Origin of the sequence: Pseudarthrobacter sp. NamE5 (assembly GCF_005796225.1) — a bacterium.
Lineage (GTDB): Bacteria > Actinomycetota > Actinomycetes > Actinomycetales > Micrococcaceae > Arthrobacter.
Genome location: NZ_VAHO01000015.1, coordinates 1 through 23,456, shown reverse-complemented (window position 1 = coordinate 23,456; position 23,456 = coordinate 1). Strand labels below are relative to the sequence as shown.

The 23,456-nt window shown below is 63.6% G+C and carries 22 protein-coding genes; 9 read left to right on the top strand and 13 right to left on the bottom strand.

Annotated features, from left to right (window positions below; genetic code table 11):
- Positions 1–161 precede the first annotated feature (161 nt).
- The 6 genes from FDW84_RS15765 (at position 162) to FDW84_RS15740 (ending at position 6,648) form a co-directional block, all read left to right on the top strand.
- A complete protein-coding gene (locus FDW84_RS15765; protein WP_138610455.1) occupies positions 162–1,637 on the top strand; it encodes a fumarylacetoacetate hydrolase family protein in 1,476 nt (491 codons plus the stop codon).
- Positions 1,630–2,313 (top strand): GntR family transcriptional regulator, encoded by a 684-nt coding sequence (locus tag FDW84_RS15760; protein WP_138610454.1) that lies wholly within the window; start codon positions 1,630–1,632, stop codon positions 2,311–2,313. The genes FDW84_RS15765 and FDW84_RS15760 overlap by 8 nt, the downstream gene beginning before the upstream one ends.
- Before the next feature lie 37 nt (positions 2,314–2,350).
- Positions 2,351–3,892: a 5-carboxymethyl-2-hydroxymuconate semialdehyde dehydrogenase gene (gene hpaE / locus FDW84_RS15755; protein WP_138610453.1), complete on the top strand. Its 1,542-nt coding sequence runs from the start codon at positions 2,351–2,353 to the stop codon at positions 3,890–3,892.
- A 69-nt stretch (positions 3,893–3,961) separates the two neighbouring features.
- The gene (gene hpaD / locus FDW84_RS15750) at positions 3,962–5,059 is read left to right on the top strand and encodes a 3,4-dihydroxyphenylacetate 2,3-dioxygenase (RefSeq protein WP_138610452.1); all 1,098 of its coding nucleotides are present in this window, start codon (positions 3,962–3,964) and stop codon (positions 5,057–5,059) included.
- A gap of 3 nt (positions 5,060–5,062) precedes the next feature.
- Complete coding sequence (gene hpaH / locus FDW84_RS15745; protein ID WP_138610451.1) at positions 5,063–5,848, top strand: 2-oxo-hept-4-ene-1,7-dioate hydratase; 786 nt, start codon at positions 5,063–5,065, stop codon at positions 5,846–5,848.
- Positions 5,833–6,648: an HpcH/HpaI aldolase family protein gene (locus FDW84_RS15740; RefSeq protein WP_171046810.1), complete on the top strand. Its 816-nt coding sequence runs from the start codon at positions 5,833–5,835 to the stop codon at positions 6,646–6,648. Before hpaH ends, FDW84_RS15740 begins: the two co-directional genes overlap by 16 nt.
- A 105-nt stretch (positions 6,649–6,753) precedes the next feature.
- Here FDW84_RS15740 and FDW84_RS15735 read toward each other — a convergent pair whose 3' ends face one another.
- The gene (locus tag FDW84_RS15735) at positions 6,754–6,987 is read right to left on the bottom strand and encodes a hypothetical protein (protein ID WP_138610450.1); all 234 of its coding nucleotides are present in this window, start codon (positions 6,985–6,987) and stop codon (positions 6,754–6,756) included.
- A 449-nt stretch (positions 6,988–7,436) separates the two neighbouring features.
- Between FDW84_RS15735 and FDW84_RS20080 the strand changes: the two genes are divergently transcribed.
- Positions 7,437–7,937, top strand: coding sequence for a hypothetical protein (locus FDW84_RS20080; RefSeq protein WP_371419181.1), 501 nt, complete (start codon positions 7,437–7,439; stop codon positions 7,935–7,937).
- Entirely contained in the window at positions 7,928–8,215 is a 288-nt protein-coding gene (locus tag FDW84_RS20075) for an Abi family protein (RefSeq protein ID WP_138610448.1), read from the top strand. Before FDW84_RS20080 ends, FDW84_RS20075 begins: the two co-directional genes overlap by 10 nt.
- Positions 8,216–8,530: 315 nt before the next feature.
- On the opposite strand, the gene FDW84_RS15720 is transcribed toward FDW84_RS20075, so the two are convergent.
- From FDW84_RS15720 to FDW84_RS15685, 8 genes are all read right to left on the bottom strand, one after another.
- Complete coding sequence (locus FDW84_RS15720) at positions 8,531–9,439, bottom strand: aldose 1-epimerase family protein (RefSeq protein ID WP_138610447.1); 909 nt, start codon at positions 9,437–9,439, stop codon at positions 8,531–8,533.
- Positions 9,436–10,947 carry an arabinosylfuranosidase ArfA gene (locus FDW84_RS15715; protein WP_138610446.1) on the bottom strand — a complete coding sequence of 504 codons (1,512 nt, stop codon included), beginning with the start codon at positions 10,945–10,947 and terminating at the stop codon, positions 9,436–9,438. The genes FDW84_RS15720 and FDW84_RS15715 overlap by 4 nt, the downstream gene beginning before the upstream one ends.
- Before the next feature lie 50 nt (positions 10,948–10,997).
- The gene (locus FDW84_RS15710; RefSeq protein WP_138610445.1) at positions 10,998–11,927 is read right to left on the bottom strand and encodes a carbohydrate ABC transporter permease; all 930 of its coding nucleotides are present in this window, start codon (positions 11,925–11,927) and stop codon (positions 10,998–11,000) included.
- Between the two features lie 3 nt (positions 11,928–11,930).
- Complete coding sequence (locus tag FDW84_RS15705; RefSeq protein WP_138610444.1) at positions 11,931–12,881, bottom strand: carbohydrate ABC transporter permease; 951 nt, start codon at positions 12,879–12,881, stop codon at positions 11,931–11,933.
- 102 nt (positions 12,882–12,983) lie between these two features.
- Positions 12,984–14,324, bottom strand: coding sequence for an ABC transporter substrate-binding protein (locus FDW84_RS15700; RefSeq protein WP_138610443.1), 1,341 nt, complete (start codon positions 14,322–14,324; stop codon positions 12,984–12,986).
- Positions 14,325–14,603: 279 nt separating this feature from the next.
- Complete coding sequence (locus FDW84_RS15695; protein ID WP_138610442.1) at positions 14,604–15,617, bottom strand: LacI family DNA-binding transcriptional regulator; 1,014 nt, start codon at positions 15,615–15,617, stop codon at positions 14,604–14,606.
- 263 nt (positions 15,618–15,880) lie between these two features.
- Positions 15,881–17,401, bottom strand: a complete 1,521-nt coding sequence (araA, locus tag FDW84_RS15690) for an L-arabinose isomerase (RefSeq protein ID WP_138610441.1) — start codon at positions 17,399–17,401, stop codon at positions 15,881–15,883.
- Between the two features lie 200 nt (positions 17,402–17,601).
- Entirely contained in the window at positions 17,602–18,543 is a 942-nt protein-coding gene (locus FDW84_RS15685; protein WP_240721561.1) for a LacI family DNA-binding transcriptional regulator, read from the bottom strand.
- Between FDW84_RS15685 and FDW84_RS19790 the strand changes: the two genes are divergently transcribed.
- Positions 18,485–18,682, top strand: coding sequence for a hypothetical protein (locus FDW84_RS19790; protein ID WP_240721562.1), 198 nt, complete (start codon positions 18,485–18,487; stop codon positions 18,680–18,682). The two genes, FDW84_RS15685 and FDW84_RS19790, sit on opposite strands and share 59 nt — an antisense overlap.
- 9 nt (positions 18,683–18,691) lie before the next feature.
- Here the strand turns inward: FDW84_RS19790 and FDW84_RS15680 are convergent, their stop codons facing one another.
- From FDW84_RS15680 to FDW84_RS19780, 4 genes are all read right to left on the bottom strand, one after another.
- Positions 18,692–19,429, bottom strand: coding sequence for an L-ribulose-5-phosphate 4-epimerase (locus FDW84_RS15680; protein ID WP_138610439.1), 738 nt, complete (start codon positions 19,427–19,429; stop codon positions 18,692–18,694).
- Positions 19,426–21,048, bottom strand: a complete 1,623-nt coding sequence (locus FDW84_RS15675) for a xylulokinase (RefSeq protein WP_171046809.1) — start codon at positions 21,046–21,048, stop codon at positions 19,426–19,428. Before FDW84_RS15675 ends, FDW84_RS15680 begins: the two co-directional genes overlap by 4 nt.
- A gap of 427 nt (positions 21,049–21,475) precedes the next feature.
- Positions 21,476–22,168, bottom strand: coding sequence for a hypothetical protein (locus tag FDW84_RS19785; protein WP_240721555.1), 693 nt, complete (start codon positions 22,166–22,168; stop codon positions 21,476–21,478).
- Complete coding sequence (locus FDW84_RS19780; RefSeq protein WP_240721554.1) at positions 22,105–22,470, bottom strand: hypothetical protein; 366 nt, start codon at positions 22,468–22,470, stop codon at positions 22,105–22,107. The genes FDW84_RS19785 and FDW84_RS19780 overlap by 64 nt, the downstream gene beginning before the upstream one ends.
- Positions 22,471–23,456 lie beyond the last annotated feature (986 nt).

Sequence of the window (23,456 nt, the reverse complement as noted above, 5' to 3'; positions counted from 1 at the left end):
GTTTCCATATCAGAAAGCACTGCTTCGGCTCAACACTGTACGCCACCTGTGACAGGCACTACAAGAGCAGCTAGAAGGCACCGGGAGCAGGGGGGGTTGACCTACCGCAGCGGCAGCAGGATAGTGATCGTATACGATTTCATACCCGAAGGAGAGTGCTCTTGGAGCAGGTCAATGAGGACATGCTGGCGTCAGCGCGCAAGGTGGTCGCGGTGCACATCAATTACCCCAGCCGGGCTGCCCAGCGGGGACGCACGCCGGCGCAGCCCTCCTACTTCCTCAAGCCCTCCAGCTCCCTTGCGGTGAGCGGCAGCGTGGTCGAACGTCCCGCAGGCTGCGAACTTCTGGGCTACGAAGGCGAGATTGCGCTGGTCATCGGCAAGGCCGCCCGCAGGGTCGGGATTGAGGACGCCTGGAGCCATATTGCGGCCGTGACGGCCAGCAACGACCTCGGCGTCTACGACCTGCGCTACGCGGACAAGGGCTCCAACCTCCGATCCAAGGGCGGTGACGGGTTCACCCCGGTGGGTCCGGCACTGATCCCGGCAGACGCCGTCGACCCCGCCAACCTGCGCATCCGCACCTGGCATAACGGGAACCTCGTCCAGGACGACACCACGGCGGACCTGCTCTTCCCGTTCGCCCGCCTGGTGGCGGACCTGTCCCAGCTGCTAACGCTCGAGGAGGGGGACATCATCCTCACCGGCACCCCGGCAGGCGCCTCCGTCGCCAAGCCGGGGGATGTCCTGGAAGTTGAGGTTTCCGCTGGCGACCTCACCACGGGCCGGCTGACCACCACCGTGGAGGAAGGCACGACGCCGTTCGCGGACTTTGGTGCCCGGCCCAAGGTTGATGACCTGCAGCGGGAGGAAGCCTACGGTTCCCGCGAAGCAGCCGGGCTTCCCGCCCAGGCAAGTGCCGCCGTCGCACCTTTCCTCTCCCCGGAACTGAAGGCCAAGCTCGAGTCTGTCGCCACCGCCACCCTCTCCTCCCAGATGCGCAAGCGCGGCCTGAACAACGTCAGCATCGACGGCCTGCAGGCCACGCGCCCGGACCGCCGGGTGGTGGGCCTGGCCCGGACCCTGCGCTACGTGCCCAACCGCGAGGACCTGTTCAAAACCCATGGCGGCGGGTTCAACGCCCAAAAACGCGCCATCGACTCCGTGAACGAGGGCGAGATCCTGGTCATGGAAGCCCGCGGCGAAAAGGGCACCGGAACCGTCGGGGACATCCTGGCCCTGCGCGCCCAGGTGCGTGGCGCCGCGGGCATCATCACCGACGGCGGCGTCCGCGACTACACCGCTGTGGCCGGGCTGGAGATGCCCACGTACTTCGCCAACCCGCATCCTGCCGTGCTGGGCCGCCGCCACATTCCGTGGGATACGGACATTACCATCGCCTGCGGCGGTGCGACCGTCCAGCCCGGTGACATCATCGTGGCTGACGCCGACGGCATCCTGGTGATCCCGCCGGCCATCGCGGAGGAACTGGTGGAGGACTGCATCCAGCAGGAAAAGGAAGAAACCTTCATCTTCGAGATGGTCAGGGAAGGCAACAGCGTGGACGGCCTCTACCCCATGAACGCGGAATGGCAGGCCAAGTACAAGGAATGGGAAGCAGGCAAGGAAAATGACTGAGACAGCCCTCACCGAACTGCCCGCCGCGGCTCCCGGCAGTAAATCCGAGCAGGCTTACCAGGCAGTCAAGGGCCGCATCGTCGAAGGCGCCTACACCCCCGGCTACCGCCTGGTCCTCGGCAGCATTGCCAAGGACCTCGGCGTCAGTGTGGTGCCGGTCCGGGAAGCCATCCGCCGGCTCGAAGCTGAGGGCCTGGTGATGTTCGAACGCAACGTGGGCGCCACCGTTGCCGGGATTGATCCCACCGAATACCTCTACACCATGCAGACCCTCAGCATCGTGGAAGGTGCAGCCACGGCGCTGTCCGCTCCCCTGATCGATTCGGTGGCAATTGCACGGGCCCGCAGTCTGAACGAGGAGATGCGCGAATGCCTGGCCCACTTTGATCCCGTCCGGTTCACCCAGCTCAACCAGGAATTCCACAGTGTCCTGTTCGAGCACTGCCCCAACCCGCACATCCTGGACCTGGTCCACCGCGGCTGGAACCGGCTTGCAGCGCTCCGCTCCTCCACGTTCCGCTTCGTTCCCGGCCGCGCCCGCGACTCCGTCGAGGAACACGAGAACCTGCTAAAGCTAATTGAAACCGGGGCTGACGCGGACCAGATTGAAAAGGCCGCCCGCCTGCACCGCTCCGCCACCCTGGACGCCTACCTCCGGCAGGCCAGGAACCTCTGAACTCCCCCAGCAGCACCCGAGCAGTAAGGAAACAACAATGACGTTCACTGCAGAACAGGCCGCCACGCATTACGTGCCGCAGGACCTTCCCACCCACATCCAGCACTACATTGCTGGCAAATTTGTTGACTCCGTGGGGGGCAAGACTTTCGATGTGCTTGATCCGGTATCCAACCGGAACTACGCCACCGCCGCGGCTGGACAGAAGGAGGACATTGACCTTGCCGTCGCCGCTGCACGTGAAGCCTTTGTCAACGGCCCGTGGCCGAAGATGAAGCCACGCGAACGCGCCCGCGTCCTGAACAGGATTGCTGACGCTGTCGAGGCCCAGGAAGCGCGGCTCGCCGAACTGGAGACCTTCGACACTGGCCTGCCCATCACCCAGGCCAAGGGCCAGGCCCTGCGCGCCGCCGAAAACTTCCGGTTCTTCGCGGACCTGATTGTGGCCCAGTTCGATGACGCCATGAAGGTCCCCGGCTCGCAGATCAACTACGTGAACCGCAAACCGATCGGCGTCGCTGGCCTGATCACCCCGTGGAACACCCCGTTCATGCTGGAGTCCTGGAAGCTCGCACCGGCCCTGGCCACCGGCAACACAGTGGTCCTCAAGCCGGCCGAGTTCACCCCGCTCTCAGCCTCCCTTTGGGCGACCATCTTCAAGGACGCCGGCCTGCCGGACGGGGTCTTCAACCTGGTTAACGGCCTGGGCGAGGAAGCCGGCGATGCCTTGGTGAAGCACCCGGATGTGCCGCTCATTTCCTTCACCGGCGAGACCACCACCGGCCAGACGATCTTCCGCAACGCCGCCACCAACCTCAAAGGCCTGTCCATGGAGCTCGGCGGAAAGTCCCCCTGCGTCGTGTTCGCGGACGCCGACCTGGACGCCGCGATCGATTCGGCCCTGTTTGGGGTCTTTTCCCTCAACGGCGAGCGCTGCACCGCCGGCTCCCGCATCCTGGTGGAACGTGCCGTCTATGACGAGTTCTGCGAAAAGTACGCCGCCCGGGCCAAGAGCATCGTGGTGGGCGACCCGCACGATCCGAAGACCGAAGTCGGCGCCCTGGTCCACCCGGAACACTACGACAAGGTGGCGTCCTACGTGGAGATCGGCAAGTCCGAAGGCCGGCTTCTCGCTGGCGGCGGCCGACCCGACCACCTCCCGGAGGGCAACTACATCGCACCCACCGTATTTGCCGACGTCGCACCTGACGCCCGGATCTTCCAGGAGGAAATTTTCGGACCCGTCGTGGCCATCACCCCGTTCGAGAACGACTACGAGGCCCTCGCCCTGGCGAACAACACCAAGTACGGCCTGGCCGCGTACATCTGGACCCAGAACCTGACACGGGCGCACAACTTCGCCCAGAACGTCGAAGCGGGGATGGTGTGGCTGAACAGCCATAACGTCCGTGACCTCCGGACCCCGTTCGGCGGGGTCAAGGCCTCCGGCCTGGGCCACGAGGGCGGCTACCGCTCCATCGATTTCTACACCGACCAGCAGGCCGTGCACATCACGCTCGGTACGGTCCACACCCCCAAGTTCGGCAGCATCGAAGCATCCGCCGCCAACGAGGGCTAAGGTCCGGCACCCCGCCGGCGTGCCGCAGGTGTACTTTTTCAAACCCTTTCGAAGAAGAGAGAGACCATCATGACCAACCCCTTCACCGGCCCAATCCCCACTCCAACCGTCCCGGCCCCGGACATCGTCCGCTGCGCCTACATGGAAATTGTGGTCACCGACCTCGCAAAGTCCCGTGAGTTCTACGTGGACGTCCTGGGCCTGCACGTCACCGAAGAAGACGACAGCGCGATCTACCTGCGCTCGCTGGAGGAGTTCATCCACCACAATCTGGTGCTGCGCAAGGGCCCCATCGCCGCCGTCGCCGCGTTCGCGTACCGGGTGAAGTCCCCCGCCGAGGTGGACGCCGCCGAAGCCTACTACCGCGAGTTGGGCTGCCGAGTGGAGCGCCGGATCGGGGGCTTTACCAAGGGCATCGGAGACTCCGTCCGTGTTGAGGACCCACTGGGCTTCCCCTACGAATTCTTTTACAACGTGCAGCACGTGGAGCGCCTCACCCAGCGCTACGACCTCTACTCCGCCGGTGAACTGGTCCGCCTGGACCACTTCAACCAGGTCACCCCGGACGTCCCGCGTGGCCGTAAGTACCTGGAGGACCTGGGCTTCCGGGTTTCGGAGGACATCAAGGACTCCGACGGCGTCACGTACGCCGCGTGGATGCACCGCAAGCAGACAGTGCACGACACAGCCCTCACCGGCGGGAACGGCCCGCGCATGCACCACATCGCGTTCGCCACCCACGAAAAGCACAACATCATCCAGATCTGCGACAAGATGGGCGCCCTGCGCATCAGCGACCGGATCGAACGCGGCCCCGGCCGGCACGGCGTGTCCAACGCCTTCTACCTCTACATCCTGGACCCGGACGGGCACCGCATCGAGATCTACACCCAGGACTACTACACCGGCGACCCCGACAACCCCACCATCACCTGGGACGTCCACGACAACCAGCGCCGCGACTGGTGGGGCAACCCCGTGGTCCCGTCCTGGTACACCGAAGCCTCCCTGGTCCTGGACCTCGACGGCAACCCGCAGCCCGTCATCGAACGCGAGGAAAAGTCCGAGATGGCCGTCACCGTCGGCGCCGACGGCTTCTCCTACACCCGCAAGGACGGATCCCCCGAAGGGGACCGCGCTGGTTTCAAGCTCGGAGCGCAGGTCTAGGCCATGCTCGAGCCGAAGACGATTGAGGCCATTGCGGACGAGCTGGTGGAAGCCGGCCGTTCCCGCACCCCTGTTCCCCTGCTGACCGCCCGGTACCCGGACATGACGGTGGAGGACTCCTACGCGGTGCAGCAGTTGTGGCGGCGCCGCAACGAGGAGGCCGGACGGACCCTGGTGGGCCGCAAGATCGGCCTCACGTCCAAGGCCATGCAGGACGCCACCGGCATCACCGAACCGGACTACGGCGCCATCTTCGACGACATGGTCCTCGAAACAGGCTGCTCGGTCGAGTGGGACCAGTACACCCATCCGCGGGTGGAGGTGGAGCTGGCCTTCGTTCTGAAAGACGGGCTCAAGGGCCCCGGCGTCACGATTTTCGATGTCCTGAAAGCCACCGACTACGTGATTCCTGCCCTGGAGATCCTGGATTCCCGGATCGAGATGAAGGGCCGGACCATCGTTGACACCATCTCGGACAACGCTGCCATGGGTGCCATGGTGATCGGCGGACGGCCGGTGAAGCCGGACGCCGTGGACCTCCGCTGGGTCTCCGCGATCCTCTATAAGAATCAGACGGTCGAGGAGACCGGGGTGGCCGCCGGGGTCCTGGACCATCCGGCCAACGGGGTCCACTGGCTGGCGAATAAGATCGCCGCGCATGGTGACTCCTTGAAGGCCGGCGACATCATCCTCGCCGGGTCCTTCACCCGACCTCTCTGGGTCTACAAGGGTGACACCGTCCACGCCGACTACGGACCCCTCGGGAGCGTGACATGCCGCTTCGAATAGAAGATTCCTTCCGCGCTGCCCTCGGCGCAGCGAACCGGCCGCTGGCGGGCATGTGGGTGTGCTCCGGCAGCCCGCTGATCGCCGAGCTCTGCGCGGGTTCCGGGCTGGACTGGCTGCTGGTGGATGCCGAGCACAGCCCCAACGGGCTCGAATCCATCCTTGCCCAGCTCCAGGCCATCCACGGCTACCCCGTCCACGCCCTGGTCCGGCCTCCGGTCAATGACACCGTGATGATTAAGCAGTACCTGGACCTGGGAGTGCAGAACCTGCTGATTCCCATGATCAATTCCGTGGCGGAAGCTGAGGCCGCCGTGGCCGCCACACGTTATCCGCCGCAGGGCGTCCGCGGTGTCGGCTCCGCCCTGGCCCGCGCCGCCCGCTGGAACCGGGTGCCGGACTACCTCGCCAAGGCGGATGAGACCATCAGCGTCATCGTCCAGATCGAGTCGACGGCGGCAGTGGACGCCGTGGACGACATCCTGAAGGTTGACGGCGTGGACGCCGTCTTCGTAGGCCCGTCCGACCTCGCCGCTTCTATGGGCCTGCTGGGACAGCAGGAACACCCCGAGGTGCGCGCCGCCGTCGAACATTGCCTTACCGCTGCACGTGCCGCGGGGAAACCCTCCGGCGTGAACGCCTTTAACCTGGACACTGCGCAGCACTACCTGGACAACGGCGCCGACTTCATCCTGGTCGGAGCCGACGTCGCCCTCCTCGCCCGCGGCTCCGAAGCCCTCGCTGCAAAGTTCATACCGGAGGACGCAGTGGCTGAGCCAGTTGAAATTAAGACGAGCTACTGAGTTTCGACGGTTGGTTTTGAAGCCGTACGCCCTAAGCAGGCACAGCAAAGGCGCCCGCCGGCTCTCCGTTCGGAGGGTTGGCGGGCGCCTTACTGTGTCTAGGAACTAGCCGACGCGGGTGTAGCTGATTTCCGTCTCACCCATCGGAGCAGAGTGAAGGGTTACATAGCTGCCCTGGGCTTTGTTGCCGCTGCCGGTTGCTGCACCAGGCACGGTGACGTAGTTTCCCTCGGCCGGGCGAGGGACGTCCACGTTACCGGGCAGGGTGACGTAGCTGTCCCGGCGCGTAGCGCTGTGCGTAGCTTTATGGTTTGCGGGGCGTTCGATGAGCAAGGTCATGGGGTTCTCCTCGTGGTTCGCGAAAGGGGCCGGCCGTGCCAGATGAGTGCCTGGAATTCTTTCCGCTTTCTGCGGAGGTGGCGGGGCTATACCGGAGGCGGACGGCCACCGGCGTTGCTGGAGCGGGGACTCTTCACCCGCCACGCACTCAAGGGCTGCGGTGGCCTGCTATTAACTCTACGGGCTTAATTTGAGCTTTTCATAATAAGGTGGGAGATCTCACGGATGACGCTACGGGTTTTGCCGGCGTCTCAATCGGTGCCAGCAGCCGTGGATAAGTCGAGCAGACCGCACCTGTGGACTGAACTTTTCTTTATGGAGGCTGAAGCAGCGTCCTCCCCGGCGCGGCCGGTCGGAACGGCCAGCGTTGGTGGCCTGCGGTCAGGGATCAGTGGGCTCGGGCTCGTCGTCGACGTCCGCGCCCGCGCGGTGCGCGCGCGGCGAACCGTATGGTGGCGGCGGTTGCAGTCTCGCCACCGGAGCGTTCGGCCGCTGCAGCGCAGCGGCTGGGCGCGGCCTGGGGCGGCACCGGGGACCGGATCCAAACTGGGCTGCGCATCTCCCACCGAACCCCTACGCCCACTCATCGTTTCCGGAGGAGATGTGCCATGACACAAGACCGACCCCCGGCCAGCCGGGACCCGCGGCAGGGAGAAGGGACCACCACGCCGGCAGCCGCTAACAGCAGCAACGCGGCAATGCCCGTCGGGATCCGACTGCGACTATCCCTGATGATGTTCCTGCAGTTCTTTGTCTGGGGCGCTTGGTTTGTCACCATGGGCACCTTCCTCGGTCAGGGCCTGGCAGCCTCCGGCAGCCAGGAAGCTGGAAGCATTCGACTTCAAGCTGGCCCGAGTCTGCCAGGAAGGCCTGCTGGAATTCGAAGTCCGGTTGAGGGCAGCTATCGCCCATACGCTTGCTTCGAAGGACGTTGCAGCTCATGCCTCTAAGCAATTTTCTCGATGCGCAAAGATGCGATAAACCCACGAGTGAGAAAACGAAGTTTGAAGCATGGTCTAAGACGTGGCGGGAAGCTGTTACGTCCGCTGCGGAGGATGAAGACTTCCTAAAGCACCACCTGTTGAAGTATCCAGAGCAGGATGTGCCCATCTGGGCTGTCACCGAAGTCTTGAGCTTCGGAAGTCTTCCGTTCCTTTATGAACTCATGCAGACCTTGATCTTAAACTTCAAGCGCCGGACGGCTCCGAACTCCTATCGCCCAATGTGAGCATGGGCTTTCCCGTGGGATGGTCTGACCTCGACCTGTGGACGCCGACCCGCTAAAGCTGCTGCACGTGTGGTCCTCGTCAGCAAGCAAAGTGAATCCCTACCTGTAGGTTTGACGGAATGTCCGTTATCGACAGTTCAAAGCGGTGGGGAGCGGCCCCAAAAGGGGCTGTGCAGGACAACCGGCCTCGATGTTACAGTGAGCCGAGTCGCCCCGCCTCTGGTGCGTCTTGACGGCGCGCTCTTGGCGAAGCGTCTCCGGGGTCCCCGTCCTTCACGCTCATCGACGCGGCTGGCCTATGAAGCCCGACAAGAGCTAAAGGGCGGCGATGGTCCAGCCCGTGCTGTGCGATTCCCCCGGTTCGAGGACCACAAGGTCCTCGCCGGTGTTGAAGGCCTCCGGCGGGCATGACATGGGCTCGACGGCAAGCCCGAGCCGGGTGCGCTCTGGTTGTCTCGGAAGGTCCGCAGTGTGGATCTGCACCCAGGGGCAGCTCGCGTCCCACACCATCGCTGTGCCGGTCCCAAGCGCGGGATCGATAACTCGGACCATGGCGTGCCCTTCGCGATCCCAGGCAAGGTCCGTGAAAGCGTGGTCGATTTGCACGTCACCGATGGTACGGGCCGAGCGGAAGTCAAATGGAGTGCCGGCGACTGATTCCTTGGCCACGGGCAGCAGACGGTCGGGAGTTACCGTCAGAACCGTTGAGGCAGGCAGCTCGAGCGCCCACTCCTCGAGCGGTGACGGCCCGCCCACAAGGTACGGGTGAGGGCAAACGCCGTAGGGCGCGCGCCGGGCGCCGACATTACATGCTGCTACGTCTGTCCTGAAGCCCTGCCCGTCGAGGCTGAACCGCGCTTGGAGGTAAAGCTTGAAGGGGTAGCCTTCCGTGGGCTCAATGGTGCATGCCAGGGTCAGCGTGCTCCCGGTGTGCTCCACCAGTGTCCAGGGGACATCGAACACGAGCCCGTGCAGCGCAGCGCCCCGATCTGGCTCGTTAATTGCAAGCTGGTAGTTCGCTCCGTCGAACGTATAGCGCCCATCGGCGATGCGGTTAGGCCAGGGAGCCACGAAGGCGCCACGGAAGTTGGGCATCTCCTCGTCGGAGCCGAAGCCCACTACGAGCGGCCGCCCTTGGTAAGTCAGTTCGCGGACAGTGGCCCCGAAGCCGAGGACGACGGCTGTGTAGCCGCCGCCCTCGATTCTGTATTCCTGGTGGTTCATGTGAGGGAAAGGGCCGTCCATGACACGGGAGGAAGGGCGATGGTGACTGCACTACCGTCTAGGGTGGCGGATGTGTTGGGCTTCATGGTCACGCGCTCGGGCTCCTCGAGGGTATTTTTCGCGTACACGTCCGAATCGAACAGTGACTGCGCCTCGACAGAGCTGAAGCCGTCGAGGGCCGCGATGTCGATGGTCACGGTGGTCTCCTCGGTTTGCGAGCGGTTGACGAGGAAGACGGCGGTCGCGCCCGTTTCGTCGTCGTGCGTGGCCACAGCGTCGACGAGCGGCACCACACCGTACTCGCTGGTTTCGTACGTCCCGGCGTCGAGCTTGAGTTCAAGCACCGATCCCTGCGCGAGCTTCGAGGTGATCGAGAACGGGAAGAACGTGGTCTGGCGCCACGCGGGGCCGCCTGGCTCGGTCATGATGGGCGCAATCACGTTGACGAGCTGCGCCAGTGAAGCGGAGGTGACGCGGTCGGCGTGTTTGAGCAGCGAGATCATGAGGTTACCGAACACGACGGCGTCTGCCACTGAGTAGCAGTCTTCGAGCAGGCGCGGGGCCACCGGCCAGTTGTCGAGACCCTCGATCTTGTCGACGTTTTCGAAACGGCTGATGTACCAGACGTTCCACTCGTCAAAGGAGATATTGATGGTCTTTGAGCTCCCGCGGACGGCCTTCACATGGTCGGCCGTCGCCACGACGGACTCGATGAAGTGGTCCATGTCGACGGCGGATGCGAGGAACGATCCCAGGTCGCCGTTCTTCTCCTCGTAGTACGCGTGGCAGGAGATGTAGTCGACGACGTCATAGGTGTGGGTGAGCACCACGCGCTCCCACTCGCCAAACGTCGGCATGTGGGCGCTCGAAGAACCGCAGGCCACGAGCTCGATCGATGGGTCCAGCTGGCGCATCGCCCTGGCCGTGATGGCGGCAAGCTTGCCGTAGTCCTCGGCGGAGCGGTGCCCGAGTTGCCACGGGCCGTCCATCTCGTTGCCCAGGCACCAGATCTTGACGCCGAACGGGTCCGGGTGGCCGTTGGCCATGCGCTGGTTGGCGAGCGTGGTACCTTTCGGCAGGTTCGAGTACTCGAGGAGTTCAAGCGCTTCGGTCGTTCCCCTCGTTCCGAGGTTTACGGCCAGCATGAGATCGCTGCCTACCTTCTGCAGCCAGGAGGCGAATTCGTGCATGCCCACCTGGTTGGTCTCGGTGGAGTGCCAGGCGAGGTCCACGCGGGTTGGGCGCTCCTCGCGGGGACCCACGCTGTCTTCCCAGCGGAAGCCGGAGACGAAGTTGCCGCCGGGATAGCGGATGGTGGAAACACCCATTTCCTTGACGAGCTCGATGACGTCCTGGCGGAACCCTTCGTTGTCGGCGCTCTCGTGGCCGGGTTCATAGATGCCGTCGTAAACGTGGCGGCCAAGGTGTTCGACGAACCCGCCGAAGATGTTGCGGTTGATCCGCCCGACCGTGAAGTGGGGGTCGAGCGTAAGATGTGCGTTTTGCATCGATATTGCTTTCTGTACGGGGTGGCTTGGACTGGCAGCCGGGGTCGGGGCTATTTGAGCGAGCCCAGCGACAACCCGCCCTGCCAGTACTTCTGGAGGGAGAGGAACGCGATGATCAGCGGGATGATCGAGAGGAAGGCGCCCGTGGTGATCAGGTTCCACAGGGCCTCGCCGCCGCTGCCGGCGTTGGACAGGGCCTGCCATCCGTTGAGTCCCACGGTTACGGGGAGCAGCAGGGGGTCGCTGAGCACGGCCAGCGGCAGGAAGAAGTTATTCCAGGTCCCGACGACGGACAACAGCAGTACCGTCACGATCGCCGGGCGCAACAGGGGCAGTGCGATCTGGACGAACGTGCGGATTTCTCCCGCGCCGTCGATCCGGGCGGCATCGAGTAATTCGTCCGGAACCGCTTCCTGGGTGAAGACCCTCATGAGGTAGACGCCGAACGGGCTGAGGAGCGAGGGCAGGATCACAGCCCAGATGGTGTTCACCAGCCCCACCGAGCTCAGCAGCACGAAGGTCGGGATGACCAGGGCCGTCAGTGGCACCATGACCGCCCCCAGAAGGAGCCCGAAGAAGGGACCCCGCCCGCGGAAGTTGTACTTGGCGAAGCCGTAGCCCGCAAGCACGGCGAGGATGGTTGCCCCAACACCGCCCGAGATGGCGTAGAGGAATGAATTCCCGAGCCAGCGCCAGTAGATGCCGTCCTGCCGTTCAAACAAGCCCTGGATGTTGCTGAAGAAGTGGAACTCGTTGTCGAACCAGAGGGGTCCACCCGAGCCCCCGAAGAGGCCGGCGGTGTCCTTGGTGCTGGCGACAGTCAGCCACCAAATGGGGGTGATGAAGTAGATAACGAGGATGAGAAGGAAGATGTGTGAGCCGATGCGGGGGCCGCCGTTGCGGGACCTGGTGCGGCGGCCGGCAGCGCTGCGGCCTTTCCGGCCGCCCTCCAGCTGGGGGGTTTCGGTGACAAGTGCCATGGCTTATTTCAGTCCGCTCTGCTTGCGGGTCAGGAAGAGGAAGAGGAAGGAAAAGACAAACACGACAATGCCGAGCGCGAAGGAGATGGCGGAGGCATAGTTGAACTGGCTGTAGGAGAAGGCCAGCGAGAAAGCGTACATATTAGGGGTGTATGACGTGGGGATGGCGCCCTGGGCCACTCCCCGGAGCACTTGCGGTTCGGTGAAGAACTGCAGGGTGCCGATAAGGGCAAAGATGACCACCATCACCAAGGAGGAGGAGATCATGGGGACCTTGATTCGCCACGCGATCTGCCTGTCCGAGGCGCCGTCGAGCACCGCTGCCTCGTAGATTCCGGGATCGATACCCCGCAGAGCGGCGTAGATGATGATCATGTAGTAGCCGGCCCACTGCCACGTCACGATGTTGACGAGGCTGCCGAAAATGCTGCCCTGCGCCAGGAATTCCGGTGCGGCCATGCCGAAGAGGCCGAAGATGGAGCCGGCCGGCCCGAAGCGGGGGCTGTAGAGGAAGCCCCACATGAGGGCGCCGATGACCACGGGAACCGCGTACGGGACGAAGATCATCAGCCGGGAGAACTTGGACGCCCAGGTGGCAAGATTGTCGAGGACGAGTGCGGCGAGCAGGGCCACGATCATTTGCGCGGGGATCATGATCAGTGCGAACTTCGCCACCGTCGCCAGTCCCTGCAGGAAGATCGGGTCGGAGAACGCCTTGAGGTAGTTGTCCGCGCCGACGAACTTGGTGCCCGTGGCCAGGGTGCTGGTGAAGAGGCTCATCCTGAAGGCGTAGACCAGGGGAAGGATAAGGAAGGTCAGGAAGATTGCCGCGAAGGGCGCAACAAAGATCCATCCCCAGCGCTGCCGGCGCCGGTAGTTTTTGTCGGGGCGGTGCTTAGCGGGGGCCGGTGCCTTGGCCCGCGGGGCCGAACTCGGCGCGGTGGTCGTAGCCATGATGGTCTTTCCTCAAGCAATGGGACGGTTGGCGCACTGGAAGTGTCCACGAGGGCCGGGCGGATAGGTGCCCGCGATGGACGCGGGCACCTATCCCGGCAGTTACTTCAGGGTGAATCCCTGCTCGGTCGCGTACTGCTCGAGGGATGCCTGGAGATCGTCGAGGGCCTTGCCCGCGTCCTTCTCGCCCTGGACCATCGAGTAGAGCTGCACGGTCAACTGGTCGTAGGCGTAGTTCTGGAACGGGCTGAAGGTCGCGCCCTGGTAGCCCTCAGCAGCCTTGAGGAAGACGTCCTTGTTGATCTGCTGCCCGCCGAAGAACTTGTACTCCTTGTTGGCGAACTCCTCGGAGTCGAGGACCGGCGCGTATGACGGGAAGAGCGCTCCCTTGTCAACGCCGAGGTTCATGCCTTCCTTGTTACCGAAGATGCCCATGGCCACCTTCGCTGCAAGTTTCTTGTCCTTGGCCTGCTCGGTCACTGCGAAGGTGGAACCGCCCCAGTTGACCTGGACGGGGTTGGCCGCATCCCACTGCGGGAGCGGCGCCGCACGCCAGACTGCGTCCGGGTCGGCGTCGGACAGGCCCTGCAGGTAGCCGGGGCCCCAGGCTGCTGCCAGATAGAGGGCGTACGAGCCGTCGACGAGCTTGGTGTTGTAGTCCGCCGTAAAAGCGTCATCGGTGGCGACGAGGCCCTTCTTGACGAGCCCGTTCCAATATTCAAGGACGTCCTTGGCACCCTGGTCGTTGACCTTGATTCCGATCTCCTGCGGGTTAGCGGAATCGTACTCGAACGGAACCGAACCGGCCTGCGCGAAAAGAGCCTGGTTGAATGCGCGCCCGTTGGTCGGGAAGTCAGCCATGACGGCACCGTTGCCGGACTCCTTCAACTTTTGGGCAGCGGCTTCGAACTCTTTCCACGTTGTCGGCACCTGGATGCCCGCGGCGTCGAAGATATCCTGGCGGTAGAGCATCCCCATGGGGCCGCCGTCGACCGGGATCGCATACACGGCGTCACCGCTTGAAGCATCCTCCCAGGCGCCTTCGGCGTACTGGTCCTTGACGTCATTGGCGCCGAACTCGGTGAGGTCCACAAGCGCATTGCGGATGGTAAAGCTGGAGAGAACCTCCGACTCGAGCTGGATGACGTCGGGGGCGCCGGAGCCGGACTCGATCGAGGTCGAGAACTTCGTGTACTCGTCGTTGCCCTGGCCCGCATTGGTCCAGCAGATCTGCACATCGCTGTTGGTGTTGTTGAAGTTATCAACGACCTCGTTGAACGCGGGGTACCAGGCCCAGACGGTGACCTGGGGTGCCTCTGCATTGACAATGGTGTTGGTGCAGGACGCGGCCTCCGGGCCGCTTCCGTTTCCTCCGGAGCAGCCTGTCAGCGCTACGGCGGTGGCGGCAACGATGCCGGCCGATGCCAGAAACTTGGCTTTCATATCTCTTGCTTCCTCTCGCGGTGGCAATCCACCGTGGGGCCGCCCGTAGGCGGCCGGTCCGGGCGATGCATAAGGGAGGATCGCCGGGGCACTAAGTGGGTGCCGCTCGATCTTCCTTGATCCCGGTCCGTCCTCCTGCAAGCTCGCCTCCCAGCGAGGTTCCCGCAAGTGCCTGGTCCGATGTTGCATCGTTGTAGGTAAACGTTGTAGAAGTAGCATGACGAGTGAGGCCTGTCACTGTCAAGCTGTTCCGCAGAAAACTTTCGGGCCAGCAGGAATTCAGCTGGTGGGGAGCCTTGAGGACTCACGTTCGACAACTTGGAACCGCGCCTCGAGCTCCCTGGGCGGTCCATCATGGCCCGAAATCCGCTCCTGCAGGACACGCACGGCAGTCTCAGCGATTTCTCCCCGACCAGGATCGATAGTCGACAGCGTGGGCAGCGAATACCTGCCCTCGTCGAGGTCGTCAAAACCAATGACGGCGACGTCGTCAGGAATCCTCAGGCCCGCTTCCTGCAGCACGCGCATGGCTCCGAGGGCCAACGTGTCATTCAAGCCGAACATCGCGTCGAACTCGACGCCGCTCTCGAGCATTTCCCGCATGGAGGTGGCCCCGTTGGAGCGGTGCCACAGGGTAGTGTAGGCCACGAGCCTGTGGTCGAACGGGATGCCGGCTTCCTCCAGCGCCTCCTGGTAACCGCGCAGGCGGAGCCCGGCAGAACCAATGACCTCCCCTTCGTGTCCTCCGACGACGGCGATGCGCTTCCGGCCTTTCGAGATCAGGTGTGCCGTTGCGGCCCGCGCCGACTCCACGTTGCTCATGGTCACGTGATCGGTGGGACCACCGAAAATCCGCTCGCCGAGGAGGACGAGCGGGAAGTTGACGTTGAGGTGGTGGGCGTCTTCGTTGGACACACCTAATGGGCTGAACAACAACCCGTCAGTCATCTGCAGCCGCGGGCTGGCGAGTATCTCGAGTTCACGGGCGCGGTCGCCGCCGGTTTGTTCGATCAGAACCTTGAGGCCGCGCTCTTCGGCGGCCTTGATGATGGAATCCGCCAGCTCGGCGAAATAGCTGAGCGAGAGCTCGGGAACAGCGAGCCCTATCACGCCGGTCTTGCCCGAGCGCAAGCTCCGAGCGGACAGATTGGGGCTATAGCCTAGGCTGGCGATAGCCTCCATGACCCGCTGCTTGGTGTCCGCGCGGATGTACTGGTAGTCGTTGATTACATTGGACACAGTCTTAATTGAGACTCCGGCCGCCAGCGCAACGTCCTTAATTGTGACCGCCATGCCGCTCCCCGGTATATCCCCGCCGTGATGCCCGATACGTCACGTGCAATTAGTCTATAACGTTGTAGGACGCCGGGCATCATTCACGAGGGTCGGCCGCCACAAGCGAGGTGGGTGGTTAGATGATGCCATAACGGCGCCTAAGTTGAAACCCGGGTTTCACCGGGAACGGGACGTTAAATCCCGTCCCGGTGGCGCAGCTTCCGGGATGCACTAGCCGGAGTTTCGACGGCGGGCGTACTCCCTCGAAGGATATACGGGGTCTAGATCCCCCCGGCCAGCCGGTAGTAGGCGGCGTTCCAGTTCAGGTCTTTTTTGAACTGCCGGATGGTGGTGTCCTCGTCGATGGTGAGCAGTTCGGTTTTGGCGATTTCTGCGAAGTCCTCGAACACGTCCATGCCCACCTGGGTGGAGAGCACGGTATGGTGTGCGGCACCGGCGGTGAGCCAGGCTGCCGCGGAGGTGGCAAAGTCCGGCTTGGGCTGCCACAGAGCGCGGGCCACGGGCAGGTTGGGCAGCGGCTGGTCCAGGGGAACGACGTCGACGGCGTTCGCCACCAGACGGAAACGGTCCCGCATGTCTGACAGCGCGACCACCACGCCGGGGGAGGCATCGGCGTCGAACACCAGGCGCACCGGGTCCTCCTTGCCGCCGATGCCCAGCGGATGGATTTCCAGCCGCGGCTTGCCGGCAGTCAGGGACGGGCATACCTCCAGCATGTGGGCGCCAAGGATCTTTTCGGAGCCGGGTTCGAGGTGGTAGGTGTAGTCCTCCATCAGGGATGCGCCGCCAGGAAGTCCGGCGCCCATCACCTTGGCGGCGCGAACCAGGATGGCCGTCTTCCAGTCGCCCTCGGCACCGAAGCCGTAGCCGGCGGCCATCAGCCGCTGGACTGCCAGGCCGGGAAGCTGGCGGAGGCCGCCCAAGTCCTCAAAGGACGTGGTGAACGCCGCCGAGCCGTTCGCTTCAAGGAAGCTGCGCAGGCCCAGTTCGATCCGGGCGCCGTAGCGCAACGATTCGTGCCGGGCCGCGCCCGCGCGCAGCTCCGGCACCACATCGTAAAGGTCCTCATACTCCGCCACCAGGGCATCGACGTCGGACTCCTCCGCCCCGTGCACGGCATCGGCAAGCTCGTTCACCGACCAAGTGTTGACCGCGACGCCGAAGCGCAGCTCGGCCTCTGTCTTGTCGCCCTCGGTGACGGCAACGTTGCGCATGTTGTCACCGAAGCGGGTCAGCTTCAGTGTGCGGACGGCGGCCCAGCCGGCGGCGGCCCGCTGCCAGGAGCCCACCTGGCGCGCAACTTCCGGGTTGGAGACGTGCCCCACCACGGTCTTCCGCGCGATGCCCAGGCGGGACTGGATGTAGCCGAACTCCCGGTCGCCGTGGGCTGCCTGGTTCAGGTTCATGAAGTCGAAGTCGATGTCCGCCCACGGCAGGTCCCGGTTGGCCTGGGTGTGCAGGTGCAGCAGCGGCTTGCGGAGCAGGTCCAGGCCCTGGATCCACATCTTGGCCGGGCTGAAGGTGTGCATCCAGGCCGTGACACCAATGACGGAATCGTCCGAGTTCGCCTCCAGGGCCGTGCGGCGGATGGCGTCAGAGTCCGTCAGGACCGGCTTCCACACAATCCGTACAGGCACCGAGGAGGAGGCGTTGAGCTGGTTGGCGATCTCCTGCGACTGGGCGGCGACCTGTTTCAGGACGTCCTCGCCGTAGAGGTGCTGGCTGCCGGTGAGGAACCAGACCTCGTAGCCGTCGAGTGAAGTGGATGCTGCGGTACTCATGGGTTCTCCTGGGAAGTAAGTGAGCTGGTTGGTGTAACCGGGGCGATAAGGGGCAGGGAGTTTATGGGGACAACAAGGGGCGTTTCCAGCTGTGGCGTAGCACTTTGGCGATCGGGACGTTCGACGCGAGGCAGCGCGAGGACCATTGGGATAGGTAAAGTGTGAACGCTAACATGTGCTGGGTCAACTATCTTTCATGATCAAAATGCCGGTCCTCGCGGCGGCGCCGTGCTGGAACGCAGTACCAAGTGGGGAGGCACGAAGATGGAACCTTCCACCGCGTTGGCCGCAATTCCCCTGAGCATGACGTCGACACATCGGCGGCCCAGCTCTTCAAAATCCTGCCGAACGGTGGTCAGCGGCGGGGTGAAGTAGCCGGACTCCGGCTGGTCATCGAAGCCAACAATGGAGACGTCCTGCGGGACCCTGACGTTCGCCTCCGCGAAGGCGCGCAGCACTCCCAATGCCATCTGATCGTTACCAACGAACAGGGCTGTGACCTGCCGTTCTGCACCAAGCCTGCGGCCGATGTGGTAGCCACTGCCCGCGCTCCAGTCACCTTCCAAAAGAAACTGGTCATCAAGTTCTGCATCGCGTAAGGCTTCCCGCCAACCGGCGGCACGTTCCCCACTGTCGGTCCAATGGGGTGGACCACAAACATGGGCTATCCTCCTGTGGCCCAACTCGACAAGGTGCCTGACCGCGAGGCGGGCACCGTGGCGCTGGTCAACCCTGGCCCCGCTCACGTTGCTGTTTCCAGGAGCTCCAACCGCTACTACAGGCACAGACAGGTTCATTTCCTCCAATGCTCTGACAGTATCCGCGTGCGGCACCAGTACCACTATGCCGTCAACGGCCTGGTCAGTGAAGTGGCTGACGGCATTGAGTATGCCCTCTGTGGTCACCTCACGCAGCGCCGCGATGCTGACGAAGTATCCGGCATCGCGGGCAGCCTGCTCCACGCCCAGCAGCGTGCGGGCAGGGCCGTACTGCGACAGCTCACTGGCCAGGACGCCTATGATCTGTGAACGCCGTGTCACAAGACTCCTGGCAGCGGTGTTCCGGCGATACCCAAGTTCCACGATGGCCGACTCCACCTTTTCCCTCGTCGCCGTGCTGACGTTGGGGTGGTTATTGATCACCCTGGAAACTGTCTGCTGCGAAACTCCGGCGACATTAGCTACGTCTTCCAGCCGCGGCAACCGCGCCTTGCTGCTTTTGATCATCGTCGTCCGCCACCGGCGCTTGCGGCGGGATTACGAAGTGCGCGGCGATTTGTGAAGACCGCGGTCAGTTCAGGGCTCCCGCCGGGTCTTGCCCATAGACGTTCTGGTAGCGGTGAAAAAGGGAATCCACAGCTTCCGGGGCGATGGGGTGAGGGTTCCCCAGTTGCCGGGAGAACAGTACGGAGCGGGCGACGTCTTCAACCATCACGGCTGCTTTGACTGCGTCGCGGGCGTCCTTGCCGATAGTGAAGGGGCCGTGGTTTTTCATCAGTACGGCGCGTGAGCGGTGCCCGGCCAGGGTCTCGACGATGCCGCGGCCAATAGAATCATCACCGATGATGGCGAAGGGGCCCACCGGGATTTCGCCGCCGAATTCGTCGGCCATGGCGGTAGTTACGCAGGGAATGGGTTCGCCATGCGCGGCCCAGGCGACCGCGTAGGGTGAGTGGGTGTGAACCACTCCCCCAACCTCGGGCATGTGCCTGTAGACGTAGGCATGGGCAGCGGTGTCACTTGAGGGTGCTCTTTTAGAACCCAGGGACCCCGGGACGACCTCGCCGTCTAGGGTGCACAGGATCATATTCTCAGGAGCCAGATCGTCATAAATCACCCCGCTGGGTTTGATCACGAAGTAGTCGGTGCCCGGCACCCGGCCTGAGACGTTGCCGCCAGTCCACACGACGAGGTTGTAGCGGACCAGTTCCGCATGCAGCGCGCAGACCTCCACGCGGACCCGGCTAATGCTTTCTGCGACGTCGGCAGGGATGGAATCGACGGGAAGGTTTTCTTTGGCAGTGGTCATCGGGGTAGTCCTTTGAGGGTGAGGGTGTCCACCGCGGCACGCTGGACGGCGAGTCCGGCGCTGTAGCGGTCGAGGAACTTGGTGAAGCCGGCGCTATCGGCCGGGTCCGGATTGGCGGTTTCGAATGCTGCGCCGCCGAAGACGGAGTCGCGGAGGTACTCATCGAGGTTTGCGGTGGTGTCGGTGACAAAGGCAGCCAGTACGGCGATTCCCCAGGCGCCGCCCTCGGAAGCGGATTCCGCCATCGAAACGGGCGCATTCAGCGCACCAGCCAGGAACCGCTGGGCAACACCGGCGGTCCGGAACATACCGCCGTGGGCGAACATCCTGTCAATGCCGACATTTTCCTGGGCCAGCACCCGCATGCCCAGGATTAGGGTGGCGAATGCGCCATAAAGTTGGGCCCGCATGAAGTTGGCCAGCGTAAAGCTACTGTCGGGGGCGCGGACAAAGAGGGGGCGTCCTTCGCTGAGCCCTGCGATGGGTTCCCCTGCAAGATAGTTGTATGCGAGCAGGCCTCCGGCATCTGCTTCGCCCTTAAGCGCTTCCTGCAGGAGGGCGTTGAAGGCCGTGTCGGAACCAACGGGGACGCCTGCTGCTGCGGAAAAGTCTGTGAACAGGCGCGCCCAGGAAGCGAGTTCGCTGGCGCCGTTGTTGCAGTGGACCATTGCTACAGGGGCGCCGGCCGGAGTTGCCACCAGATCCAGTTCGTGGTGCACCTGCGCCAGCGGATGCTCGAGCACCACCATGGCGAAGATGCTGGTCCCGGCACTGACATTGCCGGTCCTGGGCGCTACCGAACAGGTGGCCACCATCCCAGTGCCGGCGTCACCCTCCGGGGGACAAAAGACCGCACCGGCCTGCAGGCGACCTGAAGGATCAAGCAACGCAGCTCCGGCTTCGGTGAGCCTTCCGGCCTTTTCCCCTGCCACGAGCACCTGGGGAAGCAGCCGCGAAAGGTCCATTCCCGGCGCGGCTTCGGCAACGAGTGCGTTGTAGCGCTTCATCAGGTCGGCGTCATAGTCATGCGTGGCGGAATCGATCGGGAACATACCGGAGGCGTCACCAACTCCAATGACCTTCCGACCGGTAAGGCACCAATGGACGTAACCCGCCAATGTGGTCGTAAAGTCGATCCGGGGAACATGGGGCTCCGAGTCCAGAACTGCCTGGTGCAGGTGGGCAATGGACCAGCGGAGGGGAATGTTCACACCGAAAAGCCCGGTGAGTTCTGCGGCGGCCTCCCCGGTCGTGGTGTTCCGCCACGTCCGGAACGGTACGAGCAGCTCACCTTCGCCGTCAAAAGCGAGGTAGCCGTGCATCATGGCGGAAATGCCAATGGCTTCAAGAGCTCTAGGCCTTACGCCGTACCTGCGCTCCGCGTTGGCCACGAGATCGGCATAGGCTGCCTGCACGCCGGCCCAAACATCCGGGAGCGAGTACGTCCACAGCCCGTCCTTAAACGAGTTTTCCCAGGTAAAACTCCCCAGTGCCAGGACGTCGCGGGGATCATCGCCAATCAGGCAAGCCTTGATTCGCGTTGAGCCCAGTTCGATTCCGAGACGACCTCGTCCGGAGCGAATGGCATCGGCCGCACTCTCGGTGCTGGAAAGATTCACAAAGATCCCTTTCTGTTAGCGCTAACAAGTTCCACACAGGTTACTTCATGGCGGCAGCAACGTCCAGACGTGACCAGGGCAGCTCCTGATGCGTGCATTGCTAGGTGCCGGCCCAAGGTTGGAGTGACAGCTAAGCACCTGAACAGGCAAGAGCAGTCTCGACAGAGCGGTTCTTTTCCTCGCCCCTGGCGTACACAAATAAAGACCTCAGCACGCGAAGCGTGCGGCTGATCTACACCTCAACAAGACACCCGTTCGCTTGACGGGCTCGCGAGAATCAGGGTGGGCCGTAAGATCCAAACATCTATGCCCGGCTTCCTGGCCAAGGTCGCCAGTAGCGGTGTTGGCAGGCTGACGAGGGCCACCGGCGACAGCGCTACGTCCGCGAGACCCAGCCTCACGTTTTGCCGGCTGACGCTGCCGCCGCTCATGGTGCCACACGGTACACGCGTGCGTCCGCGTTGCTGAATGCCAGCTCCACGCCGTCCTGCGCGCCGAGCCATTTTTCCAGCTCTTGTATACCCTGCGCGCTGGTTACGCCTCGGAGTACCAGGCTTGCCTCTGACGAGCGCATGAGCAGCACTACTGCTCCCGCAGGATTGTGCCGGGCACAGCCATAGAGGCGTGGGCCGCACGTCATTGTTGACAGCTCAGGCCCGCACAGTTCGTCGAACGTGCGGTATTTGTGTTCGAGGTAGGCCTCGCTGCGCCAGGGAGTTGGGTGGGCAGCCGAAATAATGGCCGAGCTAGGGGGTGCGATACGATTTGCGGCGGCAACGGCGGCGACCGCACTGTCGGTGAACATGTCGTAGCGCCCGTTGCCGAACCGGCCTGTCACGGTCAATACAGCAAGCAGGAAGCAGGTCAGCACGAGACTTCCTGCGGTAAGGCCTGCCTTTGCCGGAGAGGAAGGACGCGCCCGACTGGCCGTGGGAAGCAGGATGGAGGACGCCTGCACTGCGATGAAAGGAAGCGCGAACAGGGAGACACGGATGAGCATTTCCCCGCCGTACGACTGCGCCGGCAAGAGAAACAGCGGGGTGACGGCGAGGAGGATTACCCGGATGTCCAGACGCCTTTTGCGCCAGTCACGGTCACTCCCGCCGCTGCGAGGGCCCATAGCACGAGGGTCAGAACCATCCGAAGCTGCACCACCAGCACGTGCCCAGGGGTCCCGCTCATGCGATTGACGACGTTCGCCTTTGTTGCGGCCTGCAGTCCGACGTCTGAACGGGGTGGGTGACCCACCAGGTATGCACTGGCGGGATAGGCGAGCCAGAGTGCCAGCACGACGGCGGTGATCAGGGGCAGGCGGCTGGGCCAGACGCATCCGCTCAAGGTTAGGACAGTGATGGCGATGAGCATCATGAACGGTGTCAGCTGATGGCTTGCGCAGATAACCGCGAGGAGTAGAAGGGTCACAGCGAGGGCGTTTATTCGCTGGTTTGGTCGGGGATAGGCGGGTAAGCGGCCCCGCCACCAGCACAGCCAAGGCAGCGAGCGGGTTGAGGCCGGTTGCTTGGAATATCGTTGCCAGAAGCGCGAAGAAAGCAGGCCAGTTGAAGTACGCGTCGATGTCCGGGTCGATTTTCTGAGTGCGCGAGAGTGCGTCAGCGATGCCTATATGGCGGAAAGCGACCTCACCCCGCGGTACTTCTGTAGCGAGGGCGGCAGTCCCGAAAAGCACGAACACGAGCACCACGACGAGCCACACCATGACCGGAAGGCACACCGGACCCGCAGCATCTCCCCGAATCGCCAGGACGAAAGCGACGTTAAGAAGCAAGAGCCCCGCCCAGAACGGGTAGGGCAGCACGCCAACGAGTCCCAGAGCAGCGTCAAAGTTGCACCGCGCCAGCTGCCTTGCGGACCATTCGTTCCAGTCCCGACCCCTCCATGAGGAATTAGTCCAGGGCGAAGTCGAAGTCGTCTACCGCGAACAATGTTTTACGATTACGCGCCGCGACAACGCCGGTCGCAGTCCCCACGACCGCATCCGCCGACGCGGTTCGTTGTCCTCCCCCGATTTGAACGAGTTGATCTGTCAGCTCCGGGCCCCAATAGCCCGGTCCACAACACTCTCCAGAACTGCTTGGAGGCTCCATGGCCGTCCTCTACGAACCCTGAACAAGTCGTCAACCCCATACTGAAGGGGGCCTCCAGCCAGCGCCGGAGCAAATGTTCAGCGAGCCGGGCGGGAACGACCGCGGTTACCTCGGCAGTGCTGTGACCCATGATGCCCCCACCCCTAAACCTGCTCGGCGACGACCGACGGGAGCAGCTCCTCGAGATGCCGAACGATGTCCTCAGATGCTTCATCCGCGGTATATACGGAAGGCACCTGCAAAAGGTAAGAGGGCCGCCCACCCAGCGCCTCGCTCAGCACGATCCCCTTGGCTGCGAAGTGG

Bases quoted from the DNA above. Each gene is read 5' to 3' on its own strand.
- FDW84_RS19785 (WP_240721555.1), bottom strand. From the start codon at position 22,168: ATGGGCCCTCGCAGCGGCGGGAGTGACCGTGACTGGCGCAAAAGGCGT.
- FDW84_RS15710 (WP_138610445.1), bottom strand. From the start codon at position 11,927: ATGGCACTTGTCACCGAAACCCCCCAGCTGGAGGGCGGCCGGAAAGGC.
- FDW84_RS15720 (WP_138610447.1), bottom strand. From the start codon at position 9,439: ATGAACCACCAGGAATACAGAATCGAGGGCGGCGGCTACACAGCCGTC.
- FDW84_RS15715 (WP_138610446.1), bottom strand. From the start codon at position 10,947: ATGCAAAACGCACATCTTACGCTCGACCCCCACTTCACGGTCGGGCGG.
- hpaD (WP_138610452.1), top strand. From the start codon at position 3,962: ATGACCAACCCCTTCACCGGCCCAATCCCCACTCCAACCGTCCCGGCC.
- hpaH (WP_138610451.1), top strand. From the start codon at position 5,063: ATGCTCGAGCCGAAGACGATTGAGGCCATTGCGGACGAGCTGGTGGAA.
- FDW84_RS20075 (WP_138610448.1), top strand. From the start codon at position 7,928: ATGCCTCTAAGCAATTTTCTCGATGCGCAAAGATGCGATAAACCCACG.
- FDW84_RS19790 (WP_240721562.1), top strand. From the start codon at position 18,485: ATGGCCGACTCCACCTTTTCCCTCGTCGCCGTGCTGACGTTGGGGTGG.
- FDW84_RS20080 (WP_371419181.1), top strand. From the start codon at position 7,437: ATGGTGGCGGCGGTTGCAGTCTCGCCACCGGAGCGTTCGGCCGCTGCA.
- araA (WP_138610441.1), bottom strand. From the start codon at position 17,401: ATGAGTACCGCAGCATCCACTTCACTCGACGGCTACGAGGTCTGGTTC.
- FDW84_RS15695 (WP_138610442.1), bottom strand. From the start codon at position 15,617: ATGGCGGTCACAATTAAGGACGTTGCGCTGGCGGCCGGAGTCTCAATT.
- FDW84_RS15760 (WP_138610454.1), top strand. From the start codon at position 1,630: ATGACTGAGACAGCCCTCACCGAACTGCCCGCCGCGGCTCCCGGCAGT.
- FDW84_RS15740 (WP_171046810.1), top strand. From the start codon at position 5,833: ATGCCGCTTCGAATAGAAGATTCCTTCCGCGCTGCCCTCGGCGCAGCG.
- FDW84_RS15680 (WP_138610439.1), bottom strand. From the start codon at position 19,429: ATGACCACTGCCAAAGAAAACCTTCCCGTCGATTCCATCCCTGCCGAC.
- FDW84_RS15735 (WP_138610450.1), bottom strand. From the start codon at position 6,987: ATGACCTTGCTCATCGAACGCCCCGCAAACCATAAAGCTACGCACAGC.
- hpaE (WP_138610453.1), top strand. From the start codon at position 2,351: ATGACGTTCACTGCAGAACAGGCCGCCACGCATTACGTGCCGCAGGAC.
- FDW84_RS15700 (WP_138610443.1), bottom strand. From the start codon at position 14,324: ATGAAAGCCAAGTTTCTGGCATCGGCCGGCATCGTTGCCGCCACCGCC.
- FDW84_RS15705 (WP_138610444.1), bottom strand. From the start codon at position 12,881: ATGGCTACGACCACCGCGCCGAGTTCGGCCCCGCGGGCCAAGGCACCG.